We start from the raw sequence: 21,752 nt of genomic DNA, 5'->3' as shown, positions 1-21,752 counted from the left end.
ACTAAAAAACGCTTAAAATATTAATATCTTCTTCTTTAAGCCATCCAATTTTTCCGTCTATCAATTTTATTTTTTTCCAATTATCAACTTCATCTAAAACATTAACTTTTGTTCCTTCATGGAGTATAAATGCCTCTTCTGCACTTTTTGTAGGTTCATTTTTAACTGAAACTTCAGTTGAATAGATAATCGCTTCTATTTTTCGATTATCAGTGCCATATTGATTCACAGTAATTAAAATAACAGTTGTTAATAACAGTGCACTTATAATAGCAGAAGTAAAAAATAATCTTTTTATTGAAGGGCTAGTAGAGAAGTAATATAGTAAAAAGAATAAGGCAGCAAGTAATGATAATACAACTGAAAAGGTAGCCCATTGATTGTAATGTAATTTGTTTAAATAATTTTCATTAAACTTTTGAAGAGCAGATTTTGGTAATTCTTCTATACGATCTAGTGAAAGTCTTTGAGCAAAGATTAAGTTGTTTGCTGCATCTTCGTTTAGTGGATCGAGCAATAATGCCTTCTCATAATTGTAAATAGAAGGACCAACTTTGTTTATTTTGTAATAACTATTTCCGAGGTTATAGAATAATTCAGTTGAAACATTTCCCGATGCTGTAATTTGTTCGTACAACTTAATTGCATTTTCATAATTACCATTTTTGTAATAATTGTTAGCTTCAGAAAATAATTTATCAAAGTCTTGAGAAAAAAGACCATTTAAAGTAAAAAACGCCAGTAACAAAAGTATCTTCTTCATTATAATTGCTTGTCTATTTGGGTTATTACTTGTTTTGCTTTTTCGTATTCTTGATTCATTTGCAAATTAGTTATTGGGGTGTAACGTGCAAAATCACAATCCTTTAAAACTCCAATGAATTCATCAATTGAATTAGAATTAACATTTTTATCTTCTAGCAATTGACTAATTTTCTCTCTGCTAATCTCGGAAGTTTCAACCTTAAGTTTGGCTTTTAAATAGTTATGAAGAGCTCTTTCCAGTGCTTCATAAAATGGTTCTTTATTTCCTAATTGAGATTTAGCTTCAGATAAATATTTACGAGCTAAACGGTCTGCTTTACGTTGTTTACTTCCAATAATATCAGCATTTCTTTCCTCCCTCTTTTTATTAATTAAGATAATTACCGGAACCAGAATAAAAGGTACAATTAATAGTATATAAAATAGTGTTGATTTATAGAAATCTGATTTTACGATTGGACCTAGGGTTGTTGAGGTTTGGATGTATCTAAAGTTCTTGCCTGTTGTAACTACGCTTTGTTTAATAACTTGATTACCTGTAGTACTCGGAGCTAATTCTTTTCCTTCTGTAACATCTACAAAAATATCATCTGTCGTAATTGTATGATATTTTTGATCTTTAGGGTTGAAGTATGAAAATTCAGTAGTAGGAATTTTGTATTTCCCTTTGTATTCAGGTACTACAGTATAGTTGTCAATAACTGAACCACTTAATCCAGAAGTGGTTATAGAAACTTTCTCTTTACGTTCAGGTTGATAAACTTCTAATTCTTTAGGAGTTTGAATTTTAGGTAGTTCAAAAAGTTTTAAGTTTCCTTTTCCCTTGACAACCACTTTTATTTGAGAAGATTCATTTGCTTTTAAAACATTTCGTGATGAAGTTAACTCATAATTAAAATAACCAACAGCTCCCGTGAAACTTTCTGGTTTTCCTTCAAGTGGTAAGTCTTTGACGTTAATGATTTTTTTAGCAGACGAATATTCTTTTCTCACTTGTTTTGTAATTGGATTTCCGAAAAAATCACCTCTACCTGTAGGCACGGCAACTACAATATCCATTTTCATCGGATCGATAGTTAACTTTCCAGATTTTGTCGGAATTAGCAAGGCTTTATTTAAGACTGCATAACGATATTGTTCACCGTTATACATAGCGGTTTTAACTTGGGAACCATCTCTTTTAATTTCTTGATTCCAGAACCCGTTGTATTGCGGAGCTTCGGTTACGGCATTATCATAAATACCTACATTGTTACTAAAGTAAAGGCGATATTCGACATAAATTCCTTCTCCTACATATGGACGTGCTTTAGAAATTTCAGCAACTAAATGAATATTTTGTTCAGCAATATAATCTGGGTCATTTGGATTTTTAGGAACTTTTACAGCTTCCGTTACTATAATCTTTACAGGTTTAGATTCTAGTTTTTCCCCATCAAGGATAATACTAGCGGAAGGTAGATTGAACTCACCTTTTTTAAGTGGCTTGATTATATACGAGTATTTTTGTGAGAAACTAGCTTTCCCATTAACCCAAGATTGACTAACCGAATGACTTGGACCTCCAACAATTTTGAAGTTTGTGAAATTTGGAGGCACAAAATTGTCTGCACCTTGCTTGTTAATCGAAAATTCAACACGCAAACGTTGATTAAGCCCAAGTTTATTTTTACTTACTTTAGCTACAAATTCAGTTTCTTGAGAGAAGGCTGATAGTGTAATCAGTGATACTATTAATGTAATAAACTTTAGTTTCATTTTTGAATTCAAATCGGACAAAAATACTTTTTTTTAAGTAGGTAAATTAATTGATTTTTAAGATTTTGGTCTTAAAATTTTCCTAATTCTTACCAATCTTTTTCTTGTTTAACCTTCCTGCCTTTTGATTTATTAACGTTCATTTTTTTCTGAGTTTTCTTCTCTTCGTTATTTAAGCTTTCTAAAAGCTGTTTCATTTGCTCAGGTGACATTTTACCTTGCTTAGGTTTTTGCTTTTGTTTATCCTTGTTGTTTTGATCCTTCTTAGGATCCTTTTTGTCGTCTTTATTTTTTTGATCCTGGTTTTTCTTTTGATCTTTATCGTCACCTTCCTTTTTGTCCTTATTTGGATCTTTATTTTTTTGATCTTGATCCTTTTTCTGGTCTTTATTCTGTTGGTTCTTTTTATCCTTATTTTTGTCGTTTTTATTTTTCTGTTTTTCCTTTTCTGCTTTTTGTTGAGCTACCGCAAGATTATAACGAGTCTCATCATCCCCTGGGTTATTTTTTAATGCATTTTTATAGGCATCAATTGCTTGTTGATATTGTTTTTGCTCCATCATAGCATTACCAATATTGTGATAGGCTTCTGCTTTTTCTACTTTCGTTTGAGCAGTTTTAGTTGCTAATTCATATTGAGAAACCGCATCTTTATATTTTTTACCTTGATACAAAGCATTTCCATAATTGTAGCTAGCTTTATCATATTTGGTATTTTTACTAATTGCTTTTCGATAAGAGAGTGAAGCTTTGTCAAACTGTTGTTTGTTATAGAGTTTATTACCTTCCCTTAAAAGAGATCGGGCTTCACGTTTTAACTGAAGTGTATCTTGCTGTGCACGAGTGTTATTGCAGAAAAAAGCAAGAATGATAGTTAATATTTCAATTGTTTTTTTCATACTATTTCTCTTCCTTTTCATTAAATAAATCTACTTTCTTCAACCATTTTGTTTTTCTTTCAAAAAAGAAAACATCAACGAGTAAAAACAGGAATCCAATTCCTAAAAACCATTGGAATTGATCTTTATAGTCTGAAAACTGTTTAGTTTCGAATTCACTTTTCTGAGCATTCGATATAATTTTCTCTATCGCTTTCACGGGTTGCTCCGTCTTGTTTCCATCGATGTAAGTTCCGTTTGAAGCTCTTGCAATACCTTCAAGTATTTCAGGTTTACGCTGAGTAATAACAGTTTCTCCTTGTCTATCCTTCTTATAACCAATATTTCCACCGTTTAATTTAATCGGTATTGGTCCACCTGATTCTGTACCTACTCCAATCGTGTAAACTTTTACACCTTCATTTGCAATATCCTGTGCTTTTTGCTTGGTTTCCTCCTGATGATCTTCACCATCAGATAGAATAAGTAAGAATTTGTTTGTTTGTTCGTCGTTGTTATAATAGGTTTTGGCTAAATCTAAAGCCTCTGTTATTGCTGTTCCTTGGCTTGAAACCATGTCTGGATTTGCATTTTGTAAGAACATTTTTGCAGCTGCATGGTCCGTTGTAATAGGTAATAAGGGATAGGCGTTACCCGCATATATGATAATCCCAACGCGATCGCTTCCTAATTTGTCAATTATTTTAGAGATAATTTGCTTGGCTTTTTCCAATCTATTTGGAGCAATATCTTGCGCTAGCATACTTTTTGAAACGTCTAAAGCAAAAATGATATCAACACCTTCTCGTTTTATAGTTTGTAGTTTAGTTCCCATTTTAGGATTTACTAAGGCAATAATCAAAAATGATAATCCAATCAGTAAAAAAGAAAGTTTTAAAATTGCTTTAAAATTAGACAGGTTGGGAGCAAGTTTTTCCAATAGTGCTAGATCCGCAAATTTCTTACGCGTATTTTTTTTCCACCACAAAACCAATAGAAATATTACAACTAGTACTGGCACTATTGCAAATAGATAAAAATATATTGGTTCTTCTAACTTATACATATTTTAAATAAAGCTTTTAAAGATTGTGTTTCGTAAAACAAATTCTAGTATTAAAAATATACCAGCTATGATTACCCAAAAACGATACTGTTCAGAATAATTATAGTATTTAAACTCCTCTATTTTCGTCTTTTCGAGCTTATCAATCTCATCGTAAATTTCTTTTAGTTTAGCATTTCCAGTAGCACGGAAGTATTGGCCTTCGGTTTCGTTTGCGATAAATTTTAGTAATTTTTCATCAATTTCAACTTGTTGGTTTCTAAATGACAATTTTCCGGTTCTTGGGTCTTTTGCCCAAGGGAAAGGAGCCATACCGTTTGTTCCGATACCAATTGTATAAACTTTAATATTTAATTCTTTAGCTAATTCAGTCGCTGTTTTAGGGTCTACAAATCCAGCATTGTTGACACCATCAGTAAGCAAAATGATAACTTTACTTTTAGCCTTACTTTCTTTTAATCTATTTACCGCAGATCCCAATCCCATTCCAATAGCAGTTCCCCCCTCTAATTGTCCCCATTTAATTTCAGAAATAGTTCTTTTCACAATTGATTTATCGCTTGTAATTGGAGTTTGTGTAAAACTTTCACCAGCATAAACAACAATACCTATTCTGTCATTGGGTCTTCTGTTTACAAAGTCAACAGCTACTCGTTTTAAAGCTTCTAATCTATTTGGTTTTAAATCTTTTGCGAGCATACTAGCAGAAACATCAATTGCCATAACAATATCAATTCCTCTATTTGTTTTTGTTTTTTTACTTACAGAAACATTTCTCGGTCTAGCTAGTCCCACGATTAAAGCAGAAAGTGCAAGTAACCTCATAAAATGAAGTAAAGGTTTTAGTTTAGCCAAAATAGAATTACTTCCTTCAAAACCTCTAATGCTCGGTACTGAAAGTAATGTGCTTTCTTTTTTTCTACTTGAGAAAAACCAAAGTGCAATAAGCGGAATTAGAGCAAATAGCCATAAAAACTCTGGACTATGAAACTCGAAATTATTCAACATTTGTTATAGGTGTTTTTAACGAGTTCAACTTTGGTGTTACTTTCGAAATAGAGTAAGCAATTGAAATAGATATTCCTATTGCTAATAGAAGAGCAATGATTTTAACTAAAGCCGACGGATTTTTAATAATTGGCTTTTCTACTATAATTACTAGATCTACTTCAGAACTTTCTTCAATTTCAATATTTGGTTTGATATTATCAACAATATGTTTTGCGATATTTCTGTCAGCTTCTATTTCATGAGCTAATGGTTTTGATTTAGCAAATTTTACTAAATCAGCTTGTTGTAGTAGTTTGTTTAAACTAGTAATAGTTTCTTTATCGGTTAAAATTGATTTGGTTTCAGTAAAGTCTGATAAAGTTTCAATTAAGCCCCTTGTAGTAGTCTCTAGGGCAGGTACATTGAGTTCACGTTCAATGAAGTTTCTAACGATATCGGTTAATTCACTGTAATATTGTTTTACTTTATTATTTTGCCATAACAATTTTTCCTCTAGGAGTTTTAAGTTACGAACTGCTTCTTGATATGGATTTAATAACTGTTCTCTAGTTTTAATTTCTTCATTATCACTTCTCTTAAGAGCGAAGTATAAAACTGTTGTCACAACAAATAGAATTCCTAAAATCCAATAAAGCGTATTTTTGTAATCATCAAATTGATAAGGTTCTCCCTTAATTCCTTTGATTTCAAACATTTTAATTTGAGTAGTGTCTACCTTTACAGTTGCAACATTGATTAATAAACTATCGGTGAAATGTGCCTGGTTACGAATAAATATTTGTTGTTTCGGAATGTAAAAAGCTCCACTGTCAAAACCAGTTAAAATATATTTTTGAATAAGTTTATTTTTCAAAGTATCTAAACGTAGACTATCAACAACTTCAAGTCCTTTTAGTTCAAGTTTGGGAATTATCACATTTTCAGTACCTTCTACGGATATTTTATATTCAAATTGTTCTCCGATACGAATGTTGGTTGTATCAACAATAGCCTCAACAGGTGAAGTTTGTGCCACCATCCAGCTTGAACAAAATAACGCTATGTAGAGTAAAATTTTCTTCAATTTATCCTTTGTTTTTAAAGTAACCCAGTAGTTTTTTAACGTAACTTTCGTCCACTCGTACATTAATGGTTCCTAAACCACTTTTCTTAAAAGATGTTTGGAATTCATCTTTCAATCGAACAGCGTTTGCTTTATATATGTTTCTAACTGATTTTGAACTGGTGTTGATAAGTCTTACTTCCTGCGTTTCATTATCAAGCATTGGCACCATTCCTAAATTCGGAATTTCTTCATCGAATTTGTCATAAATTCTGATACCAGTTAAATCATGTTTATTTCCAACAATTTTAAGGTTTCTCTCATATTTCTCATCAACAAAGTCTGAAAGCATAAAAACAATTGCTTTTTTCTTCATTACGCTTGACAAGAATTTTAAAGCTTCGTTGATATTCGTTTTCCTACTTTTTGGTGAGAATTCGATTAATTCACGAATGATGCGAAGCACATGACTCTTTCCTTTTTTAGGAGGAATGTATAATTCAATTTGATCGGAAAACAAAATAAGACCTACTTTGTCATTGTTCTGTATAGCAGAGAAAGCCAATGTAGCGGCAATCTCTGTTACAGTATCTTTTTTAAATTGAGTTGAAGTACCAAAAAGTTTAGAGCCAGAAACATCCACCATTAACATCATCGTGAGTTCTCTTTCTTCTTCAAAAACCTTAATATAAGGTTCATTATATCTCGCCGTAACGTTCCAATCAATGGCTCTAATATCATCACCATATTGATATTGACGAACTTCAGAAAAAGTCATACCACGACCTTTAAATGTTGAATGGTATTCACCTCCAAATATATGATTAGACAAACGTTTTGTCTTAATCTCAATTTTTCGAACTTTTTTAAGTAATTCTTTAGTGTTCATATATTAATCTACCCATTCTAGTGGAAGAGGGGGCAATTCTAAATCTTGATCTTCTGATGATTTTTTCAATGAAAACTTCGGAGCTTCTTTTACCGTTAAATTAACGTTGTTTTTTTCTCCGATCTCTTCAATTACATTTTTCATACTTCTTTGTTGGCAAAGAACTAAATAATTCATTTGTACGTTTGATTCTGTTTTTAAATCAAAACAGTCAACTAGATAGGCTGGCCGGTTGTTCTCATAAATAACAGCTTCTGTACTCTTTTGTGATTTGGTTTCTAAAATTTGTTTTTCACCTGTTAACGTTTTATACGTTGTTAGTTTAAAAGTCATTCTTAACAAAAATTTTAAGGGATTAAGTAATTTTTTGAATGGCTAGTTGATTTACTTTAAGTTGATTTGGTATGAAGTTTTTACGGAACTTGAACTTCGTTTATGATAGTGTTAATAATATCAATAGAACTCATGTTTTCAGCTTCAGCTTCATAGGTAATTCCGACTCTATGTCGCAATACATCATGTGCCATGGCTCTAACATCTTCAGGGATAACGTATCCTCTTCGTTTTATGAAAGCATAGCATTTAGCGGCTTTTGCTAGTGCAATACTACCACGAGGAGAAGACCCAAAGCTTATTAACGGTTTTAGTTTACTTAGGTTATAGTTTTCAGGGTAACGTGTTGCGAAAATAATATCAAGTATATATTTTTCAATTTTTTCGTCCATGTAAACTTCATTGACAGCTTCTCTAGCTTTTATGATTTTTTCCAAAGAGACTACAGGATTTACTTTTCCAAAGCTGTTATTTAAGCTTTGTCTCATTATTAATTGTTCGTCTTGTAATTTTGGATAATCAATAAGTGTTTTTAACATGAAACGATCCATTTGGGCTTCAGGTAATGGATACGTTCCTTCTTGTTCAACTGGATTTTGAGTAGCCATTACTAAAAAAGGTTCGTCTAATTTAAAAGTCTCGTCACCAATAGTGATTTGTTTTTCTTGCATTGCTTCAAGTAATGCAGACTGTACCTTTGCAGGTGCACGGTTAATCTCATCTGCTAGAACAAAATTGGCAAAGATTGGCCCTTTTTTAATGGAAAAGTCATTATCTTTTACATTGTAAATCATAGTACCAATAACATCAGCAGGTAAAAGGTCTGGAGTAAACTGAACTCTACTGAAACTTCCTTGAACTGCTTTTGATAAGGTATTAATTGCTAAAGTTTTTGCTAGTCCGGGAACTCCTTCAAGAAGAATATGTCCGTTTCCTAGTAAACCAATTAGTAGTCTTTCGATCATATATTTTTGACCAACAATAACTTTATTCATTTCATTTGTAAGTAAATCTACAAACGCACTTTCAACTTCGATTTTTTCATTAATAGCTCTTACATCTACATCCATATATAAAAAATGTTATTGGTTATAATATCAGTGAACAAAACTACAATATTAACAATTTTTTTCTTGTTAAAAGTAGGTTAAAGATTGTTGATTTTCTACTCATTTAAATTTGATTTTTGGAATAAAAAAAATAAACTATATGTTAAAATATTGTGATTTATAATATTAAATGTTGTTTTTGATACAGATAATTCTATTTTTGATTGTGGGTTTTTTAAAATATTTGGTCTATTTAGTAGTTGAAACGAATTATTTAAGAGACATTTCAAGCATAGTATTGTTTAGTTCTGTTAATATTTTAACTGAAAAGAAAATAATTGAAAATTCATTACTAGTGTATTTTCAATGAAAAAAATGAAATTAATACTTGATGTTTCCCTTTTAGTATTAATACCTTAGTAGTTTTGGAAACTTTAATATCCATAAGAAGAGAACCAATTTGGATTTAATTGTAGGATCTTTAGTAAAGGGCTTGCTTTTAAATTCTAATTGAATTAATCAAATTTTGTTTAACAAAAGAGGTGTCAATTTGTTTCGGCACCTTTTTTATTTATATTCTAATAAAGAAAACTCAGTTTGATTAAAAGATCCATAAGTGTAAAAGTTTATCCAGTCACCTAAATTGTAGTACTTACTGCCTTCTTTTAGTTGAATGTCTAGCGGAAGGTGTCTGTGTCCAAATATAAAGAAATCGTAGTGTTTGCTTTCTAATTTACGTTTGCAGTATTGTACCAACCATTCTTTCTCTTTTCCCAAGAATTTAAAATCTTCATCCCCAGAAATCATTTTGTTCTTGACAGACATATACTGCCCAAGCTTAACACCTAAATCGGGATGTAACCATCTGAACATCCATTTAAATAAAGGAAAAGTAAAAACTTTTTTCATTCTTTTATATCCATTGTCATTAGGCCCTAAACCGTCACCATGACCAATAAGAAATAATTTATTGTTTATTTTGAATTCTTGTGGAGAATGAAAAACAGGAATAGTAAGTTCTTTTTCAAAATAATCGCGCATCCATAAATCATGATTTCCAACAAAAAAGTAAATTGGAATCCCGCTATCTTTAATTTCTGCTAATTTTCCTAATACTCTAACAAAACCTTTCGGAACTACTGTTTTATATTCAAACCAAAAATCAAATAAATCTCCTAGTAGAAAAATAGCTTCTGCGTCCTTTTTAATTTCATTTAGCCACCGAACAAATTTTTGTTCTCTAGGAAAGCTTTGTTCTTGAGTTGGAGCTCCTAAATGTTGGTCAGAAGCAAAATATACTTTCTTGTTTTCAGAAATAGTAATAGACGTCAAATCGAATAATTTTGGGTAAAAATAACTAATTTATTTAGCTAACTTTGTATAAAACGCATTTCGATGAAAATAGTTGCTACAAATATAGGAGAGCGAAAAGAAATAAATTGGAAAGGCAAAATTGTTACTACAGGGATTTTTAAATTCCCAGTGGAAGAACCAATTTTCTTAGATGTGGAGGATGTAAAAGGAGATACAATTTGTAATCGTGAAAAACACGGTGGAGTTGATCAGGCTGTGTATGCATTTTCAGAAAAACACTATCATTATTTTAAAGAACTCTACCCAAATTTAGAATGGGAATTGGGAATGTTTGGAGAAAATTTGACATTATCGGATTGTGAAGAATCAGAACTTCATGTCGGCGACACTTTTAAAGTAGGCGAAACTATTGTTGAAGTTACTAAACCAAGACAACCTTGTATGAAATTAGGTGTTCGATTTAATGACATGAAAATCGTAAAGCAATTTTGGAATACAGATAAGAGTGGGGTTTATTTCAAAGTGTTACAAACAGGTTATGTGAAGAAAGGAGATGTTTTTGAATTGATAAAAACGGATAAAACAAAACCTACAATAGCTGATATCTACAATGAAAAAAGATTAAAAAAGAATATGTAATGAATCCTTTTGACGATACATATTTTATGAAAAAAGCGCTTTTGGAAGCAGAAGAGGCTTTTAAGAAAGGAGAAGTTCCGGTAGGAGCGATAATTGTATTTAAGAATCAAATTATTGCTAGAGCTCATAATTTAACCGAACGTTTAAACGATGTTACGGCGCATGCAGAAATGCAGGCTTTTACTTCAGCTGCAGATTATTTAGGAGGGAAATATTTAAGAGATTGTACATTGTATGTTACTGTTGAACCGTGTCAAATGTGTGCAGGAGCAAGTTATTGGACTCAAATTGGAAAAATAGTTTATGGAGCTAGTGAGCCAAGGTCTGGTTTTACTATTTTAGGAACTAAACTACATCCAAAAACCAAAGTAGTTTCAGGTGTTTTAGAAGAAGAATGTGGTCAATTAATGAGACGTTTTTTTGTTGAAAAAAGAAATTTGAATTAAAACAAACTCTGTTGTTTGTTGCCACTTTCATGCTCGAGTAACCATTTCTTTCTCCAAACTCCACCAGTATATCCAGCTAAAGATCCATCCGAACCAATAATTCTGTGGCAAGGAATAATGATAGATATTGGGTTTTTACCATTTGCTGAGGCAACAGCTCTTATTGCTTTTACATCACCTAATCTCTTAGATTGCTTCAAATAACTTCTCTTTTTACCAAAAGGGACTTTTAATAATTCCGTCCAAACTTTTCCTTGAAATTCTGTTCCTTTAGGACGTAAGGTTAAAGCAAATTCCTTTCTCATTCCGTTAAAATATTCATCTAATTGCTGAATGCATTTTTGTACTTCCTTAGCCTCAGTATTATTCAAATGAGCTATGTTTTCTTCAACAAAATGAATTGAGTGAATTTCTTTCTCGTTTCCTTTTATTTGAATAGTTCCGATTGGAGATTTATAATTTGCGATATTAATTTCAGACACCAAATACAGCTTTAGAGTTTTCAGTTGTAATTTCTGAAATTTCTTGGAATTTTTTTCCGTAGATATCAACAAGTTTCCCAACAACTTGCTCTATATAACTACTTTCGTTTCTTTTGCCTCTATACGGAGTTGGTGCTAAATAAGGCGAGTCAGTTTCAAGAACAATATGTTCTAAATCTACCTCATTTAAAAACTTATCAATTTTACCGTTTTTAAATGTTACAACTCCACCAATACCTAATTTCATATTGTACGAAATAGCCTTCTGTGCTTGTTCTAAAGTTCCAGTGAAACAATGAAAAATTCCGCGTAAATCATCCCCTTTTTCTAGTTCTAATACTTCAAAAATTTCATCAAAAGCATTTCTACAATGAATTACAATGGGAAGTTTTTTTTCTTTTGCCCATTGTATTTGTATTCTAAAAGATTCTTGTTGTTGTTTTAAAAATGTTTTATCCCAATATAAATCAATTCCAATTTCACCAATGGCGTAAAATTCTCGCTGATCAATCCAATCTTTTACATGAGCCAATTCCTCTTGATAATTTTCTTTCACAGAAGTTGGGTGTAAGCCCATCATTAAATACACATCATTTGGATAATTTTTCTCTAATTCGAACATTCTATCCGTGTAAGAGCTATCAATGGCTGGGATAAAAAATCTTGAAACTCCAATTTCTTTAGCTCTTGCAATCATTAAATCTCTATCTTCATCAAATTGCTCAGAATATAAGTGTGTATGTGAATCTGTAATCATATAAATTATGCTGTATCTTTGTGCAACAAAAGTACAAGAAATGGCAAGTTTGAAAAAAGTATTACGTAAAAAGAAATACGTTCGAATCAAATTAAAAAAGATGATAACAAATCACTTGGAGTTATCTGCAAAAATTAATGGGATTAAAGGAACGTTTATTTTAGATACTGGGGCTTCAAATTCTTGTGTTGGTTTAGATTTGCTGGATTATTTTAAGTTAACTTCTGAAGAAAGTGAAGTAAAAGCGGCTGGAGCAGGAGCTACAGATATGGAAACGTATAAATCGTCAGGCAATGATTTAAAAATTGGTGATTGGAAACTAAAAAGTTGTGATTTAGTATTGTTTGATATGACTCATGTAAATACTGCTTTAACTCAGCATAAGGCTGAAAAAGTACATGGAATTATTGGTGCTGATGTGTTAGAGAAGGGAAAGGCGTTTATCGATTACGATAAGAAAGTATTGTACTTGAAAAAAATGAAAAAGAAAAAGCAACGAACATTGTCGTTGCCTTTTTAATTTATCTTGAAATTAAGTTTACAATTAACTTAAGACTTCTTTAATTCTTTTAACAGCTTCTCTTAATTGTAATTCAGACGCGGCATAAGACATTCTAATGCAATTTGGAGCTCCGAAAGCTTCACCTGTTACCGTTGCTACATTTGCCTCTTCTAATAATAACATAGAAAAGTCGTTCGCATTTTCAATTTTTTTACCTCTAATTGTCTTTCCAAAGAAAGCAGAGATATCAGGAAAAATATAAAAAGCACCTTCTGGTACGTTTAATTTAAATCCTTCAATTTTTCCTAATAAACCTAATACAATATCTCTACGAGATTTGAATTCATTTACCATATATTGTACTTGATCTGGAGAAGCTGAAACTGCGGTAATTGCTGCACGTTGTGCAATACAGTTTGTTCCTGATGTAATTTGTCCTTGCATTTTAGTACAAGCTTTAGCTATCCAATCTGGAGCACCAATATATCCAATTCTCCATCCTGTCATAGCAAATGCTTTTGCTAATCCATTTACAGTAATTGTTCTATCATACATACTTTCAATTGCTGCAAAACTAAAAGGTTTTACACCATAGTTGATATGCTCGTAAATTTCATCAGAAAGAATATAAATCTGTGGATGTTTTTCTAAAACTTCTGCTAATGCTCTGTATTCAGCCTCACTATAAATACTTCCACTAGGATTGTTTGGTGAGTTAAAGAATACCATTTTTGTTTTTGGAGTAATAGCGTCTTCTAATTGTTTTGGTGCGATTTTAAAATCTGCATCAATAGAAGATGGAATCTCTACAAATTTAGCTTCACATAAAGTTGCAATTGCGGAGTAACTCACCCAATATGGAGCTGGCAATAATACTTCATCTCCTGGGTTTAATAAAACCTGTGCTACATTAGCAATAGATTGTTTAGCTCCTGTTGAAACCACAATCTGGTTTGGTTTGTAATCTAAATTATTATCACGCTTAAATTTGGTGCAGATTGCCTCTTTTAATTCAATATACCCATCCACTGGAGTATACGAGTTGAAATTTTGATCGATGGCTTCTACTGCCGCATCTTTAATAAAATCTGGAGTGTTAAAATCAGGCTCCCCTAAGCTTAAGCTAATAATATCTTTCCCTTGGCCTTTTAACTCTCTCGCTTTAGCCGCCATTGCTAAAGTTTGTGAAACAGGTAAACTGTTAATTCTGTTTGATAATGCTTCAGACATTTTGTGTTTGATTATGCTAGTTGTGGTTTTTTTCCTAGTTCAGCAATATGTCTTAAATGCTCTAATATTGCTTTACGTGTTGATTTGTATTCGTGATAAGGCAAGTTAAATTCCTTAGCTGTTTCTTTTACGATTTTCGCAATCTTCTTGTAATGGATATGCGAAATATGAGGGAAAATATGGTGCTCAACTTGGTGGTTTAATCCGCCTGTATAAAAGTTGATGAACCAGTTTTTTGGAGCGAAATTCGCTGTAGTGTATAACTGGTGAATTGCCCAAGTGTTTTTCATGTTTCCTCCGTCGTCTGGTAATGGAGTTTCAGTTTTAGGAACAATGTGTGCTAATTGGAAAACAAAACTTAAAATGATTCCTGCAGTATAATGCATAACAAAAAAACCGATTAATACTTTCCACCAAGCAATATTTAAAACTAGTAATGGCAAAACTAACCACATGGCATAATAAGCAATCTTAGTTATAATTAGTTTTGTCCACTCTACCTTTGGATTTGGGAATTTTCCGTAAGAAAGTTTTCTTTTTAAATAACGGTGCATTTGTTTGAAATCTGTTGTAATTGCCCAGTTTATTGTCAACAAACCATATAATACAGGTGAATAATACTTTTGATACCTATGGAATGGCCTCCATTGTGTATGTTTTGAAAAGCGTATAATTCTACCCGCATCCATATCTTCATCGTGATCTTGTATATTTGTGTATGTGTGATGTAAAACGTTGTGTTGAACCTTCCAGTTGTACACATTTCCTGCTAAAATATACATGCTACTTCCCATTAAATCGTTTACCCACTTTTTACTAGAGAATGATTCGTGATTACTGTCATGCATTACATTCATTCCAACGCCAGCCATACCGAAGCCAATTACTACAGTAAGCAATAATTGTAACCAACCTGGCATGTTTACAGTAAGTATAATCGCAAAAGGAGCTAAGAACAAGGTGAACATAATAATAGCCTTGAAATAAAGCTTCCAGTTCCCAGTTCTTTTTATTTTATTTTCTTTAAAATATTCGTTTACGCGTTTATTTAAAGTTCTAAAGAACTTTGTTTTATCTATTCTGGAAAATTTAATTGTATTCATCATCTATTTTAAAGGAGTAAAAATAAGTGTTTTTGTAACATCTTTTTCTGTTAACGTAAGTTTTTAACGATAATTATTAAATTGTATTAATCTTTAACTATCAGTAATTGTTCCTATTTTTGTCGTCGCAAAAAGAATAATATGGATATCATTTTGAAATACTTTCCAAATCTTACAGAAAAACAAATAGAACACTTCGAAAAGTTACAGTCGTTATACGAGGATTGGAACCTTAAAATCAATGTTGTATCGAGGAAAGATATTGATGAATTGTATTTACGTCATGTTTTACATTCACTAGGGATAGCAAAAGTGATGGAGTTTCAACCTGGATCAAATGTTATGGATGTTGGAACAGGAGGTGGTTTTCCTGGAATTCCTTTAGCTATATTATTTCCGGGGACTAATTTTCATTTAGTTGATTCTATTGGGAAAAAGATTAAAGTGGTGAATGAAGTAGTAGAGGGTTTAGGTTTAGAAAATGTAAAAACTACTCATGGTAGAGTAGAGGAAGTTAAGGAAACCTACGATTTTATTGTGAGTAGAGCTGTCGCTCAGATGGAAACGTTCCATAGATGGGTGAAGGATAAGGTTCATAAAAAGCAAAATCATGAGTTGAAAAATGGAATTCTTTATTTAAAGGGAGGGGATTTATCTGAAGAGTTAACCAAGTTTCCAAAAGCTACTATTTATGATTTAACAAGTTTTTTTGAAGAAGAATTTTTTGAAACAAAAAAAGTAGTTCATTTACCAATAAAATACAAAGGAGTAAAATAGGGAATCGATTGTTGCCAATTCGATTCCCGCTTTTGGTGTCATCTGAAGGGGATAACAGCCAGTTGAAAGTTAACTATAATTTTTTATAATTTAAAAAAAAATTGACTTCCCGTTGTTCTCGTAATTTCAATTGGCAAAAAGTGTAGACCAATACTTGTATTTCCTTAAAATTTTAATCTAATTGTTTTTTCAAGTCATTTTTGTCAATTCTTTTGGACAAGTTAAGAAAGATCTTTTTACAACTGACTTCTTATTTTAGTTGGTTATAGCCTAACAGATGTTTTATTATGATTTTATATAACCACGAATTTCAATGGAGTATTGTTTTTTGTGACAGTATAGTTTTGAATATATGATGAGTCTTTACTGAAGGTAAATTCAAATATTTAATCCTTAGCGATGGAAAGGTTTTTTGAGCTAAAACAACAAAAAAAGGCTGAAAATATTTTCAGCCTTTCCAATATATGAATGTCATCTATTTTTATCCTAAAAATGGATAGCGATAATCAGATGGAGAAACAAAAGTTTCCTTGATTAATCTTGGAGATACCCATCTTAATAAGTTTTGGGCAGATCCTGCTTTATCATTTGTTCCTGAAGCTCTTGCTCCACCAAATGGCTGTTGACCAACAACTGCTCCAGTTGGCTTGTCATTAATATAAAAGTTTCCAGCGCAGTTTTCTAATGCTTTTGTAGCTTCAGCAATTGCGTATCTATTTGTTGAGAAAACAGCTCCAGTTAAAGCATATTCAGAGGTTCCGTCAACTAATTTTAGTGTTTCAGCCCAGTTTTCATCTTCGTATACATAAATAGTAACTACAGGTCCGAATAATTCAGTACTCATTGTAGTGTATTTAGGATCTTTGGCTAATATAACCGTTGGTTCAATAAAATAACCTTTTGATTTGTCATATTCACCTCCAGCAAAAATTTCAGCATCAGGATCTTCTTTAGCTTGATCTATATACATAGCTAATTTATCAAATGATCCTTCGTGGATAACAGCCGTGATAAAGTTACTCATGTCTTCAGGAGATCCCATTTTAAATGAAGCGATATCTTCTTTTACGTATTCTAGAACTTCATTAGCTATAGATTTTGGTAAATAAACTCTAGAAGCAGCGGAACATTTTTGTCCTTGGAATTCAAAAGCCCCACGAGAAATACCAGTTGCTACTTGCTTTGGGTTGGCAGATGGGTGAGCAACGATAAAGTCTTTACCGCCAGTTTCACCTACAATTCTCGGGTATGTTTTATATGTGTGAATATTTTCACCGATTTTTTTCCAAAGTTCTTTAAATACAAATGTAGAACCTGTGAAATGTAATCCTGCGAAATCTGGAGAAGATAAAACAACTTCTGTAATTTCTACTGGATCTCCATAGATTACATTAATAACACCGCCTGGTAAACCAGCTTCTTTGAATACATCTACAATAACTTTTGCAGAAAATATTTGGCTGTCAGATGGTTTCCAAACTACAGTATTACCCATCATAGCTGCTGAAGCAGGCAAGTTTGCTGCAATAGCAGTAAAGTTAAATGGAGTAATTGCATATACAAATCCTTCTAATGGTCTGTATTCAACTCTGTTCCAAATTCCATCATCAGAGTTTGGTTGTTCAGCATAAATTTCAGACATATATTCTACGTTGAATCGCAAAAAATCAATTAACTCACAAGCGGCATCAATTTCTGCTTGGTGTACTGTTTTTGATTGAGCGATCATTGTAGAAGCATTCATTTTTGCTCTATACGGTCCAGCAATTAATTCAGCTGCACGTAAAAATATCGCAGCTCTTTGTTCCCATGGCATTTGTGCCCATTGTTCTCTAGCTTCTAAAGCACTGGTAATTGCTTTTTGAGCATGACTTTTATCTCCGATATGATATTGTCCAACAACATGTTGATGATCGTGTGGCGGAGTCATATTTCTCGTATTGCCAGTTCTAACTTCTTCGTTCCCGATATACATTGGTACATCTATAGAACCGTTAAAGTAAGCTGTGTATTGTTTTGAAACACTTTCTCTTTCTGGAGATCCAGGAGCGTATCCTTTTACAGGTTCGTTAACCGCAACTGGAACGTTAAAAAATCCTTTTCCCATGGTTGTTTGTTTAATGAATTTATATATGATAATTTTGGTTTAGCAAATGTACAATTTTTAGTATGGTTTTTGTAAAGTTTATTAATTACGAGCTATGAAAAATTTGTATTTAATTTTTTTAAACAAAACTATATGTGTACCGTAACATATTTACCTTTAGGAGGAGGAGATTTTATTTTTACTTCTAATAGAGACGAAAGTCCTAGTAGAAATACCATTGGGCCAAAAGAGTATATAGAAAATGACGTCAAGTTGGTGTACCCGAAAGATGAATTGGCTGGAGGAACTTGGATTGGATTAAGTGAAAACCAAAGATTAGTTTGTCTTCTAAATGGAGGATATGAAATTCATGAAAGAGAATTTTCTTACAGAATAAGTAGAGGTATTATAGTTAAGCAAATTTTAGTTTCTGATGACGCAGTTAATTTTATAAATGAATTAGAACTAGATGGAGTTGAGCCTTTTACTCTTGTAATGATTGATTGGATGAGGAGTTTAGAAGCATATGAGTTAGTTTGGACAGGTAAGCAAAAAGATTTTAGAAAATTGGATAACAAACCGAGTATTTGGTCAAGTTCAACATTGTATACCCAAGAAATGAACAACTTAAGGAAGGATTGGTTTCGAGATTGGTTAGAGCAAAATGAAGAAATGAATCAATCGAGTATCTTGAATTTTCATTTAGATGCATCACACGGGGATGAAATTTCGCTTAAAATGAAAAGGCCATACGTTGAAACTGTGAGTATTACTTCGGTAAAAAAGAAAGATAAAGTTTTAGAAATGCAGTATTTTGATGTTCTTAAAAATGAAACAAGCCTTTTGTCCTATCAAAATAAAGCAAAGGATAGCAAGCCAACAAATGTAATTCCGATTATTGCTAAAAACATATAAACAAAGTTTACCATTATAAACTTTATAAGGGTCTTAAAATACCCTTGATTATAAAACTTTTTCATGGCAATAAATAAATAAATCAAAAAGAGACCTATAAAAATCTCAGTACCCACGTTTTCGGTAAAAAGATTTACAGATATCAAGATTGTTAAGAGTAAGAAGAAGACAGTTTGTGTATGAAAAACAAAAATCAAATGCTCTACATAGGTGTATTTTTTTCTTACATAAAAGAATTTTAGAAACAACGTAAAAATAGGCAGTAAAACGAATAATGAAATGGATCCATAGGATAGCATTTTACTAGCAAATTCTTTCCTTTTATCTTGTTCTTTAAAAAATGAGTTTGCTAAAATTGCTCTGTTATATAAAAATCGATTCAAAAGTGTGTTTTCCTGTTTTAAACTATCTAGAGCTGTATATGCATTGATGTCAGGGTATTTCCTATTGAATTTTATGTAGTCATCCAAACGAGTGCTTCCACCAAATGAAATTGTCGGTTTGTTTTTTAAAGCAAGTGAGTCATTTAAAGGGATGTTGAGTTGTTTTGCGAGTTCGAGTTGGGTCGAATCTAGCGGTTTTTGGGCTTTAGCAATTTCATTGTTAATAATGTTGTTGATTGAATCTAATTCAATATTATCTTTTTTCTTTGTAGAGAAAGAGCTTTTACTATTAAGTTGTTGAAAATTGTTTAAAGTTTCATTAATACCATAAACTAGAAAGAATAAAATAGAGGCAGTGATGTAAAACCTAAAAGGATTTGCGTAACGTACTCTTTTTCCTTCAACATAATCTGATGATATTTTACCAGGTCTAGCTATCAAGGTGATTAATGTTCTCCAGAATTTAGTGTCCCAAGAGAAAAATCCTGCAAATACTTCTTTTATGAAATTTCCAAAAGTGATTCTGCTTCCTTTATTTTTTTGTCCGCAACTTGGACAAAAAATTTCATGTCCAGAAAAAGGATATCCACAATTTAAACAGTTAGAATCTTTAATTACAGCTAGTTTATTATTTTTAGCCATTTAATTTAGCGTAGATGTAGTGATTAGTTGGAAAGTTGGGATTTCTACTAGAAAATTATTATTGTTCTTCGTGTTGATCATTTTATAGCTTCCGCCCATCGCACCAATCGATGAAATGATGAAACAATTTGAGCGGTAATTGTATTCTTCATTGGGTTTAATAATAGGTGTTTGTCCAACAACACCCTCCCCCTCAATATGTTCAGTCTCATTTAATGAATCGTAAATAGTCCAGAATCTCTGTAGTAGTTGTACCGTGTCTTTTGAGTTGTTTTTAATAGTAATAAAATAACTAAACGCGTGATGCTGAACGTATCCGCGATAAATAATTCCGTTGTAAACTGTTTTTACTGAAATTTTAATTCCTTTAGTTATTTGCTGAAACATAAATTAAAAGTAACCTTTTTTCTTCAATGCTACAACTTTGGTCTTTATCTGTTTTGATCAAAAAATCCATTGCCTACTCCGATTACTCTGTAAAATAAGGCGCCGAAAGGTTTGTAATATGCCAGTAGAGTATATTCATTTTCAGTTTGAAAAAAGGAACCATTTATCTCTGTTAAATCAATGCTGTTGTCCGGTTCAACTGTCACATAAGTATAATTATAAAATCCTTGTTTTAGTAAAATTTCTCCCTGGTAAACTCGTTCATTTTCGTTGTATTGTAACTTATTGTCATTGGTAAGTTCAAAGTTGTTGTATGCTCCATAAACATAAACATCTTTATTTTTAAATGGTTGATTGACTTCTAATGAAAAGTGCATCATCGCATAGTCAGCTTCTGTATCTGTGTCCTCAGCATCTAGCGTTCTGATAATGAAATTTCCGTTTATATCTGGGTTGTAAGTGTAAGGTTTAAATGCCCTTTCGATGTCTGTGTATAGATAGTTGTGAAAGATATCGTCCCGCACCGTTTTGGCAATATTCAAATTTGTGTTTCGTATATATTTGTTATCGAAGAATAAGAATTCGTTTCCACCAAAGAAATTAGTTTCTTCCGTGTAGTTATAGATTAATTGATTAGGTCTTATAAAGAGAGGATCGATATCCGTAATGGAAGTGTTCCAGTTGTTGTTTTGTAATAACTGAATTTTAATTTCTTGTGTAGGATTGTTAATATTCAATCCTTTATGATTTATGATGAACTGAACAGTTTGTTTAGAGTTGTTTGAGCTGGTATTTCGTCCTCTTAGCACATTTACTCCTATGGTTGTTAGGTTTTCGTAGAACACACATTTTCTGGAAAATACTACTTCGTCGTCATCATTTAATATAGAAATTAAATAATTCCCGCTTTCAGTTATAGTGGTATTCTGGTTAGGGATTTTAATTTTGTAATGAGTATAACTTTGTAAGGTGTTAAACGAATTGGTCACATCAATAATGTAATTTTGTTCAAAACCATTGATGTATTGATTCGCCTGTAAATTGCTTGGTTTCCAATCATAAGTCATGTGTTCAATTTTATATTGATAATCTTTGTTATCTGCGTCAAGATCATCAAAAGATAATTCTAATACATTGCCAAGAGGAACAATTGGTATGGGAGATTTTTTATTTACAGGAAGTAGTTGAACTGTTTTAATGTTTTGGCTTCTTGAGTTTAAGCCGACTAATAGGAGTATAATGAAACCAAGTTTTTTTAACATTGTACATAAAATTATCTGATGCAAAACGAAATTACA

At 31.9% G+C, this 21,752-nt stretch carries 23 protein-coding genes; 5 read left to right on the top strand and 18 right to left on the bottom strand.

Features of this window, described 5'->3' with window-relative positions:
- Window position 1: 1 nt before the first annotated feature.
- The 10 genes from BTO06_RS14235 to BTO06_RS14190 form a co-directional block, all read right to left on the bottom strand.
- A complete protein-coding gene (locus BTO06_RS14235) occupies window positions 2–763 on the bottom strand; it encodes an SH3 domain-containing protein (protein WP_100925948.1) in 762 nt (253 codons plus the stop codon).
- Complete coding sequence (locus BTO06_RS14230) at window positions 763–2,523, bottom strand: BatD family protein (RefSeq protein WP_100925947.1); 1,761 nt, start codon at window positions 2,521–2,523, stop codon at window positions 763–765. Before BTO06_RS14230 ends, BTO06_RS14235 begins: the two co-directional genes overlap by 1 nt.
- A gap of 89 nt (window positions 2,524–2,612) precedes the next feature.
- Window positions 2,613–3,422, bottom strand: coding sequence for a tetratricopeptide repeat protein (locus BTO06_RS14225; RefSeq protein WP_100926801.1), 810 nt, complete (start codon window positions 3,420–3,422; stop codon window positions 2,613–2,615).
- Between the two features lies 1 nt (window position 3,423).
- Entirely contained in the window at window positions 3,424–4,467 is a 1,044-nt protein-coding gene (locus BTO06_RS14220; protein WP_100925946.1) for a VWA domain-containing protein, read from the bottom strand.
- A gap of 3 nt (window positions 4,468–4,470) precedes the next feature.
- On the bottom strand, window positions 4,471–5,475 hold the full coding sequence (locus tag BTO06_RS14215) for a vWA domain-containing protein (RefSeq protein WP_100925945.1): 1,005 nt from the start codon (window positions 5,473–5,475) through the stop codon (window positions 4,471–4,473).
- Window positions 5,465–6,541, bottom strand: a complete 1,077-nt coding sequence (locus BTO06_RS14210; protein ID WP_198517087.1) for a hypothetical protein — start codon at window positions 6,539–6,541, stop codon at window positions 5,465–5,467. Before BTO06_RS14210 ends, BTO06_RS14215 begins: the two co-directional genes overlap by 11 nt.
- Window position 6,542: 1 nt before the next feature.
- On the bottom strand, window positions 6,543–7,409 hold the full coding sequence (locus tag BTO06_RS14205) for a DUF58 domain-containing protein (protein WP_100925944.1): 867 nt from the start codon (window positions 7,407–7,409) through the stop codon (window positions 6,543–6,545).
- 3 nt (window positions 7,410–7,412) lie between these two features.
- Window positions 7,413–7,742, bottom strand: a complete 330-nt coding sequence (locus BTO06_RS14200; protein ID WP_100925943.1) for a hypothetical protein — start codon at window positions 7,740–7,742, stop codon at window positions 7,413–7,415.
- Window positions 7,743–7,822: 80 nt separating this feature from the next.
- A complete protein-coding gene (locus BTO06_RS14195) occupies window positions 7,823–8,812 on the bottom strand; it encodes an AAA family ATPase (RefSeq protein ID WP_100925942.1) in 990 nt (329 codons plus the stop codon).
- Window positions 8,813–9,358: 546 nt separating this feature from the next.
- On the bottom strand, window positions 9,359–10,123 hold the full coding sequence (locus BTO06_RS14190) for a UDP-2,3-diacylglucosamine diphosphatase (RefSeq protein WP_198517086.1): 765 nt from the start codon (window positions 10,121–10,123) through the stop codon (window positions 9,359–9,361).
- A gap of 63 nt (window positions 10,124–10,186) precedes the next feature.
- Between BTO06_RS14190 and BTO06_RS14185 the strand changes: the two genes are divergently transcribed.
- Both BTO06_RS14185 and BTO06_RS14180 read left to right on the top strand, forming a co-directional pair.
- A complete protein-coding gene (locus BTO06_RS14185; protein WP_100925941.1) occupies window positions 10,187–10,744 on the top strand; it encodes an MOSC domain-containing protein in 558 nt (185 codons plus the stop codon).
- Entirely contained in the window at window positions 10,744–11,190 is a 447-nt protein-coding gene (locus BTO06_RS14180) for a nucleoside deaminase (protein ID WP_100925940.1), read from the top strand. Before BTO06_RS14185 ends, BTO06_RS14180 begins: the two co-directional genes overlap by 1 nt.
- Here the strand turns inward: BTO06_RS14180 and BTO06_RS14175 are convergent.
- Together BTO06_RS14175 and BTO06_RS14170 are read right to left on the bottom strand one after the other, a co-directional pair.
- Window positions 11,187–11,672: a methylated-DNA--[protein]-cysteine S-methyltransferase gene (locus BTO06_RS14175; RefSeq protein WP_443081479.1), complete on the bottom strand. Its 486-nt coding sequence runs from the start codon at window positions 11,670–11,672 to the stop codon at window positions 11,187–11,189. The two genes, BTO06_RS14180 and BTO06_RS14175, sit on opposite strands and share 4 nt — an antisense overlap.
- Complete coding sequence (locus BTO06_RS14170) at window positions 11,665–12,429, bottom strand: TatD family hydrolase (RefSeq protein WP_100925939.1); 765 nt, start codon at window positions 12,427–12,429, stop codon at window positions 11,665–11,667. The genes BTO06_RS14175 and BTO06_RS14170 overlap by 8 nt, the downstream gene beginning before the upstream one ends.
- 40 nt (window positions 12,430–12,469) lie before the next feature.
- Here BTO06_RS14170 and BTO06_RS14165 point away from each other — a divergent pair, with 40 nt between their 5' ends.
- On the top strand, window positions 12,470–12,949 hold the full coding sequence (locus BTO06_RS14165; RefSeq protein ID WP_100925938.1) for a retropepsin-like aspartic protease: 480 nt from the start codon (window positions 12,470–12,472) through the stop codon (window positions 12,947–12,949).
- Between the two features lie 24 nt (window positions 12,950–12,973).
- On the opposite strand, the gene BTO06_RS14160 is transcribed toward BTO06_RS14165, so the two are convergent.
- On the bottom strand, window positions 12,974–14,161 hold the full coding sequence (locus BTO06_RS14160; RefSeq protein WP_198517085.1) for a pyridoxal phosphate-dependent aminotransferase: 1,188 nt from the start codon (window positions 14,159–14,161) through the stop codon (window positions 12,974–12,976).
- 11 nt (window positions 14,162–14,172) lie between these two features.
- The gene (locus tag BTO06_RS14155; RefSeq protein WP_100925937.1) at window positions 14,173–15,264 is read right to left on the bottom strand and encodes a fatty acid desaturase family protein; all 1,092 of its coding nucleotides are present in this window, start codon (window positions 15,262–15,264) and stop codon (window positions 14,173–14,175) included.
- Between the two features lie 141 nt (window positions 15,265–15,405).
- On the opposite strand from BTO06_RS14155, the gene rsmG reads away from it, so the two are divergent.
- Complete coding sequence (gene rsmG / locus BTO06_RS14150; protein WP_100925936.1) at window positions 15,406–16,041, top strand: 16S rRNA (guanine(527)-N(7))-methyltransferase RsmG; 636 nt, start codon at window positions 15,406–15,408, stop codon at window positions 16,039–16,041.
- A 481-nt stretch (window positions 16,042–16,522) separates the two neighbouring features.
- Here the strand turns inward: rsmG and pruA are convergent, their stop codons facing one another.
- The gene (pruA, locus tag BTO06_RS14145) at window positions 16,523–18,148 is read right to left on the bottom strand and encodes an L-glutamate gamma-semialdehyde dehydrogenase (protein WP_100925935.1); all 1,626 of its coding nucleotides are present in this window, start codon (window positions 18,146–18,148) and stop codon (window positions 16,523–16,525) included.
- Window positions 18,149–18,280: 132 nt separating this feature from the next.
- Here pruA and BTO06_RS14140 point away from each other — a divergent pair, with 132 nt between their 5' ends.
- On the top strand, window positions 18,281–19,042 hold the full coding sequence (locus tag BTO06_RS14140) for an NRDE family protein (RefSeq protein WP_100925934.1): 762 nt from the start codon (window positions 18,281–18,283) through the stop codon (window positions 19,040–19,042).
- On the opposite strand, the gene BTO06_RS14135 is transcribed toward BTO06_RS14140, so the two are convergent.
- From BTO06_RS14135 to BTO06_RS14125, 3 genes are read right to left on the bottom strand one after another with little or no spacing between them, the layout of a single operon-like run.
- Entirely contained in the window at window positions 18,979–20,067 is a 1,089-nt protein-coding gene (locus BTO06_RS14135) for a DUF3667 domain-containing protein (RefSeq protein ID WP_100925933.1), read from the bottom strand. The two genes, BTO06_RS14140 and BTO06_RS14135, sit on opposite strands and share 64 nt — an antisense overlap.
- Window positions 20,068–20,454: a Co2+/Mg2+ efflux protein ApaG gene (gene apaG, locus BTO06_RS14130; protein WP_100925932.1), complete on the bottom strand. Its 387-nt coding sequence runs from the start codon at window positions 20,452–20,454 to the stop codon at window positions 20,068–20,070.
- Between the two features lie 44 nt (window positions 20,455–20,498).
- Entirely contained in the window at window positions 20,499–21,716 is a 1,218-nt protein-coding gene (locus BTO06_RS14125; RefSeq protein WP_100925931.1) for a type IX secretion system plug protein, read from the bottom strand.
- Window positions 21,717–21,752 lie beyond the last annotated feature (36 nt).

Source organism: Tenacibaculum sp. SZ-18 (assembly GCF_002813915.1).
Classification (GTDB): domain Bacteria; phylum Bacteroidota; class Bacteroidia; order Flavobacteriales; family Flavobacteriaceae; genus Polaribacter.
This window is presented reverse-complemented; position numbering and strand designations above follow the sequence as displayed.

Bases quoted from the DNA above. Each gene is read 5' to 3' on its own strand.
- BTO06_RS14235 (WP_100925948.1), bottom strand. From the start codon at position 763: ATGAAGAAGATACTTTTGTTACTGGCGTTTTTTACTTTAAATGGTCTT.
- BTO06_RS14230 (WP_100925947.1), bottom strand. From the start codon at position 2,523: ATGAAACTAAAGTTTATTACATTAATAGTATCACTGATTACACTATCA.
- BTO06_RS14225 (WP_100926801.1), bottom strand. From the start codon at position 3,422: ATGAAAAAAACAATTGAAATATTAACTATCATTCTTGCTTTTTTCTGC.
- BTO06_RS14220 (WP_100925946.1), bottom strand. From the start codon at position 4,467: ATGTATAAGTTAGAAGAACCAATATATTTTTATCTATTTGCAATAGTG.
- BTO06_RS14215 (WP_100925945.1), bottom strand. From the start codon at position 5,475: ATGTTGAATAATTTCGAGTTTCATAGTCCAGAGTTTTTATGGCTATTT.
- BTO06_RS14205 (WP_100925944.1), bottom strand. From the start codon at position 7,409: ATGAACACTAAAGAATTACTTAAAAAAGTTCGAAAAATTGAGATTAAG.
- BTO06_RS14200 (WP_100925943.1), bottom strand. From the start codon at position 7,742: ATGACTTTTAAACTAACAACGTATAAAACGTTAACAGGTGAAAAACAA.
- BTO06_RS14195 (WP_100925942.1), bottom strand. From the start codon at position 8,812: ATGGATGTAGATGTAAGAGCTATTAATGAAAAAATCGAAGTTGAAAGT.
- BTO06_RS14185 (WP_100925941.1), top strand. From the start codon at position 10,187: ATGAAAATAGTTGCTACAAATATAGGAGAGCGAAAAGAAATAAATTGG.
- BTO06_RS14180 (WP_100925940.1), top strand. From the start codon at position 10,744: ATGAATCCTTTTGACGATACATATTTTATGAAAAAAGCGCTTTTGGAA.
- BTO06_RS14170 (WP_100925939.1), bottom strand. From the start codon at position 12,429: ATGATTACAGATTCACATACACACTTATATTCTGAGCAATTTGATGAA.
- BTO06_RS14165 (WP_100925938.1), top strand. From the start codon at position 12,470: ATGGCAAGTTTGAAAAAAGTATTACGTAAAAAGAAATACGTTCGAATC.
- BTO06_RS14160 (WP_198517085.1), bottom strand. From the start codon at position 14,161: ATGTCTGAAGCATTATCAAACAGAATTAACAGTTTACCTGTTTCACAA.
- BTO06_RS14155 (WP_100925937.1), bottom strand. From the start codon at position 15,264: ATGAATACAATTAAATTTTCCAGAATAGATAAAACAAAGTTCTTTAGA.
- rsmG (WP_100925936.1), top strand. From the start codon at position 15,406: ATGGATATCATTTTGAAATACTTTCCAAATCTTACAGAAAAACAAATA.
- pruA (WP_100925935.1), bottom strand. From the start codon at position 18,148: ATGGGAAAAGGATTTTTTAACGTTCCAGTTGCGGTTAACGAACCTGTA.
- BTO06_RS14140 (WP_100925934.1), top strand. From the start codon at position 18,281: ATGTGTACCGTAACATATTTACCTTTAGGAGGAGGAGATTTTATTTTT.
- BTO06_RS14135 (WP_100925933.1), bottom strand. From the start codon at position 20,067: ATGGCTAAAAATAATAAACTAGCTGTAATTAAAGATTCTAACTGTTTA.
- apaG (WP_100925932.1), bottom strand. From the start codon at position 20,454: ATGTTTCAGCAAATAACTAAAGGAATTAAAATTTCAGTAAAAACAGTT.
- BTO06_RS14125 (WP_100925931.1), bottom strand. From the start codon at position 21,716: ATGTTAAAAAAACTTGGTTTCATTATACTCCTATTAGTCGGCTTAAAC.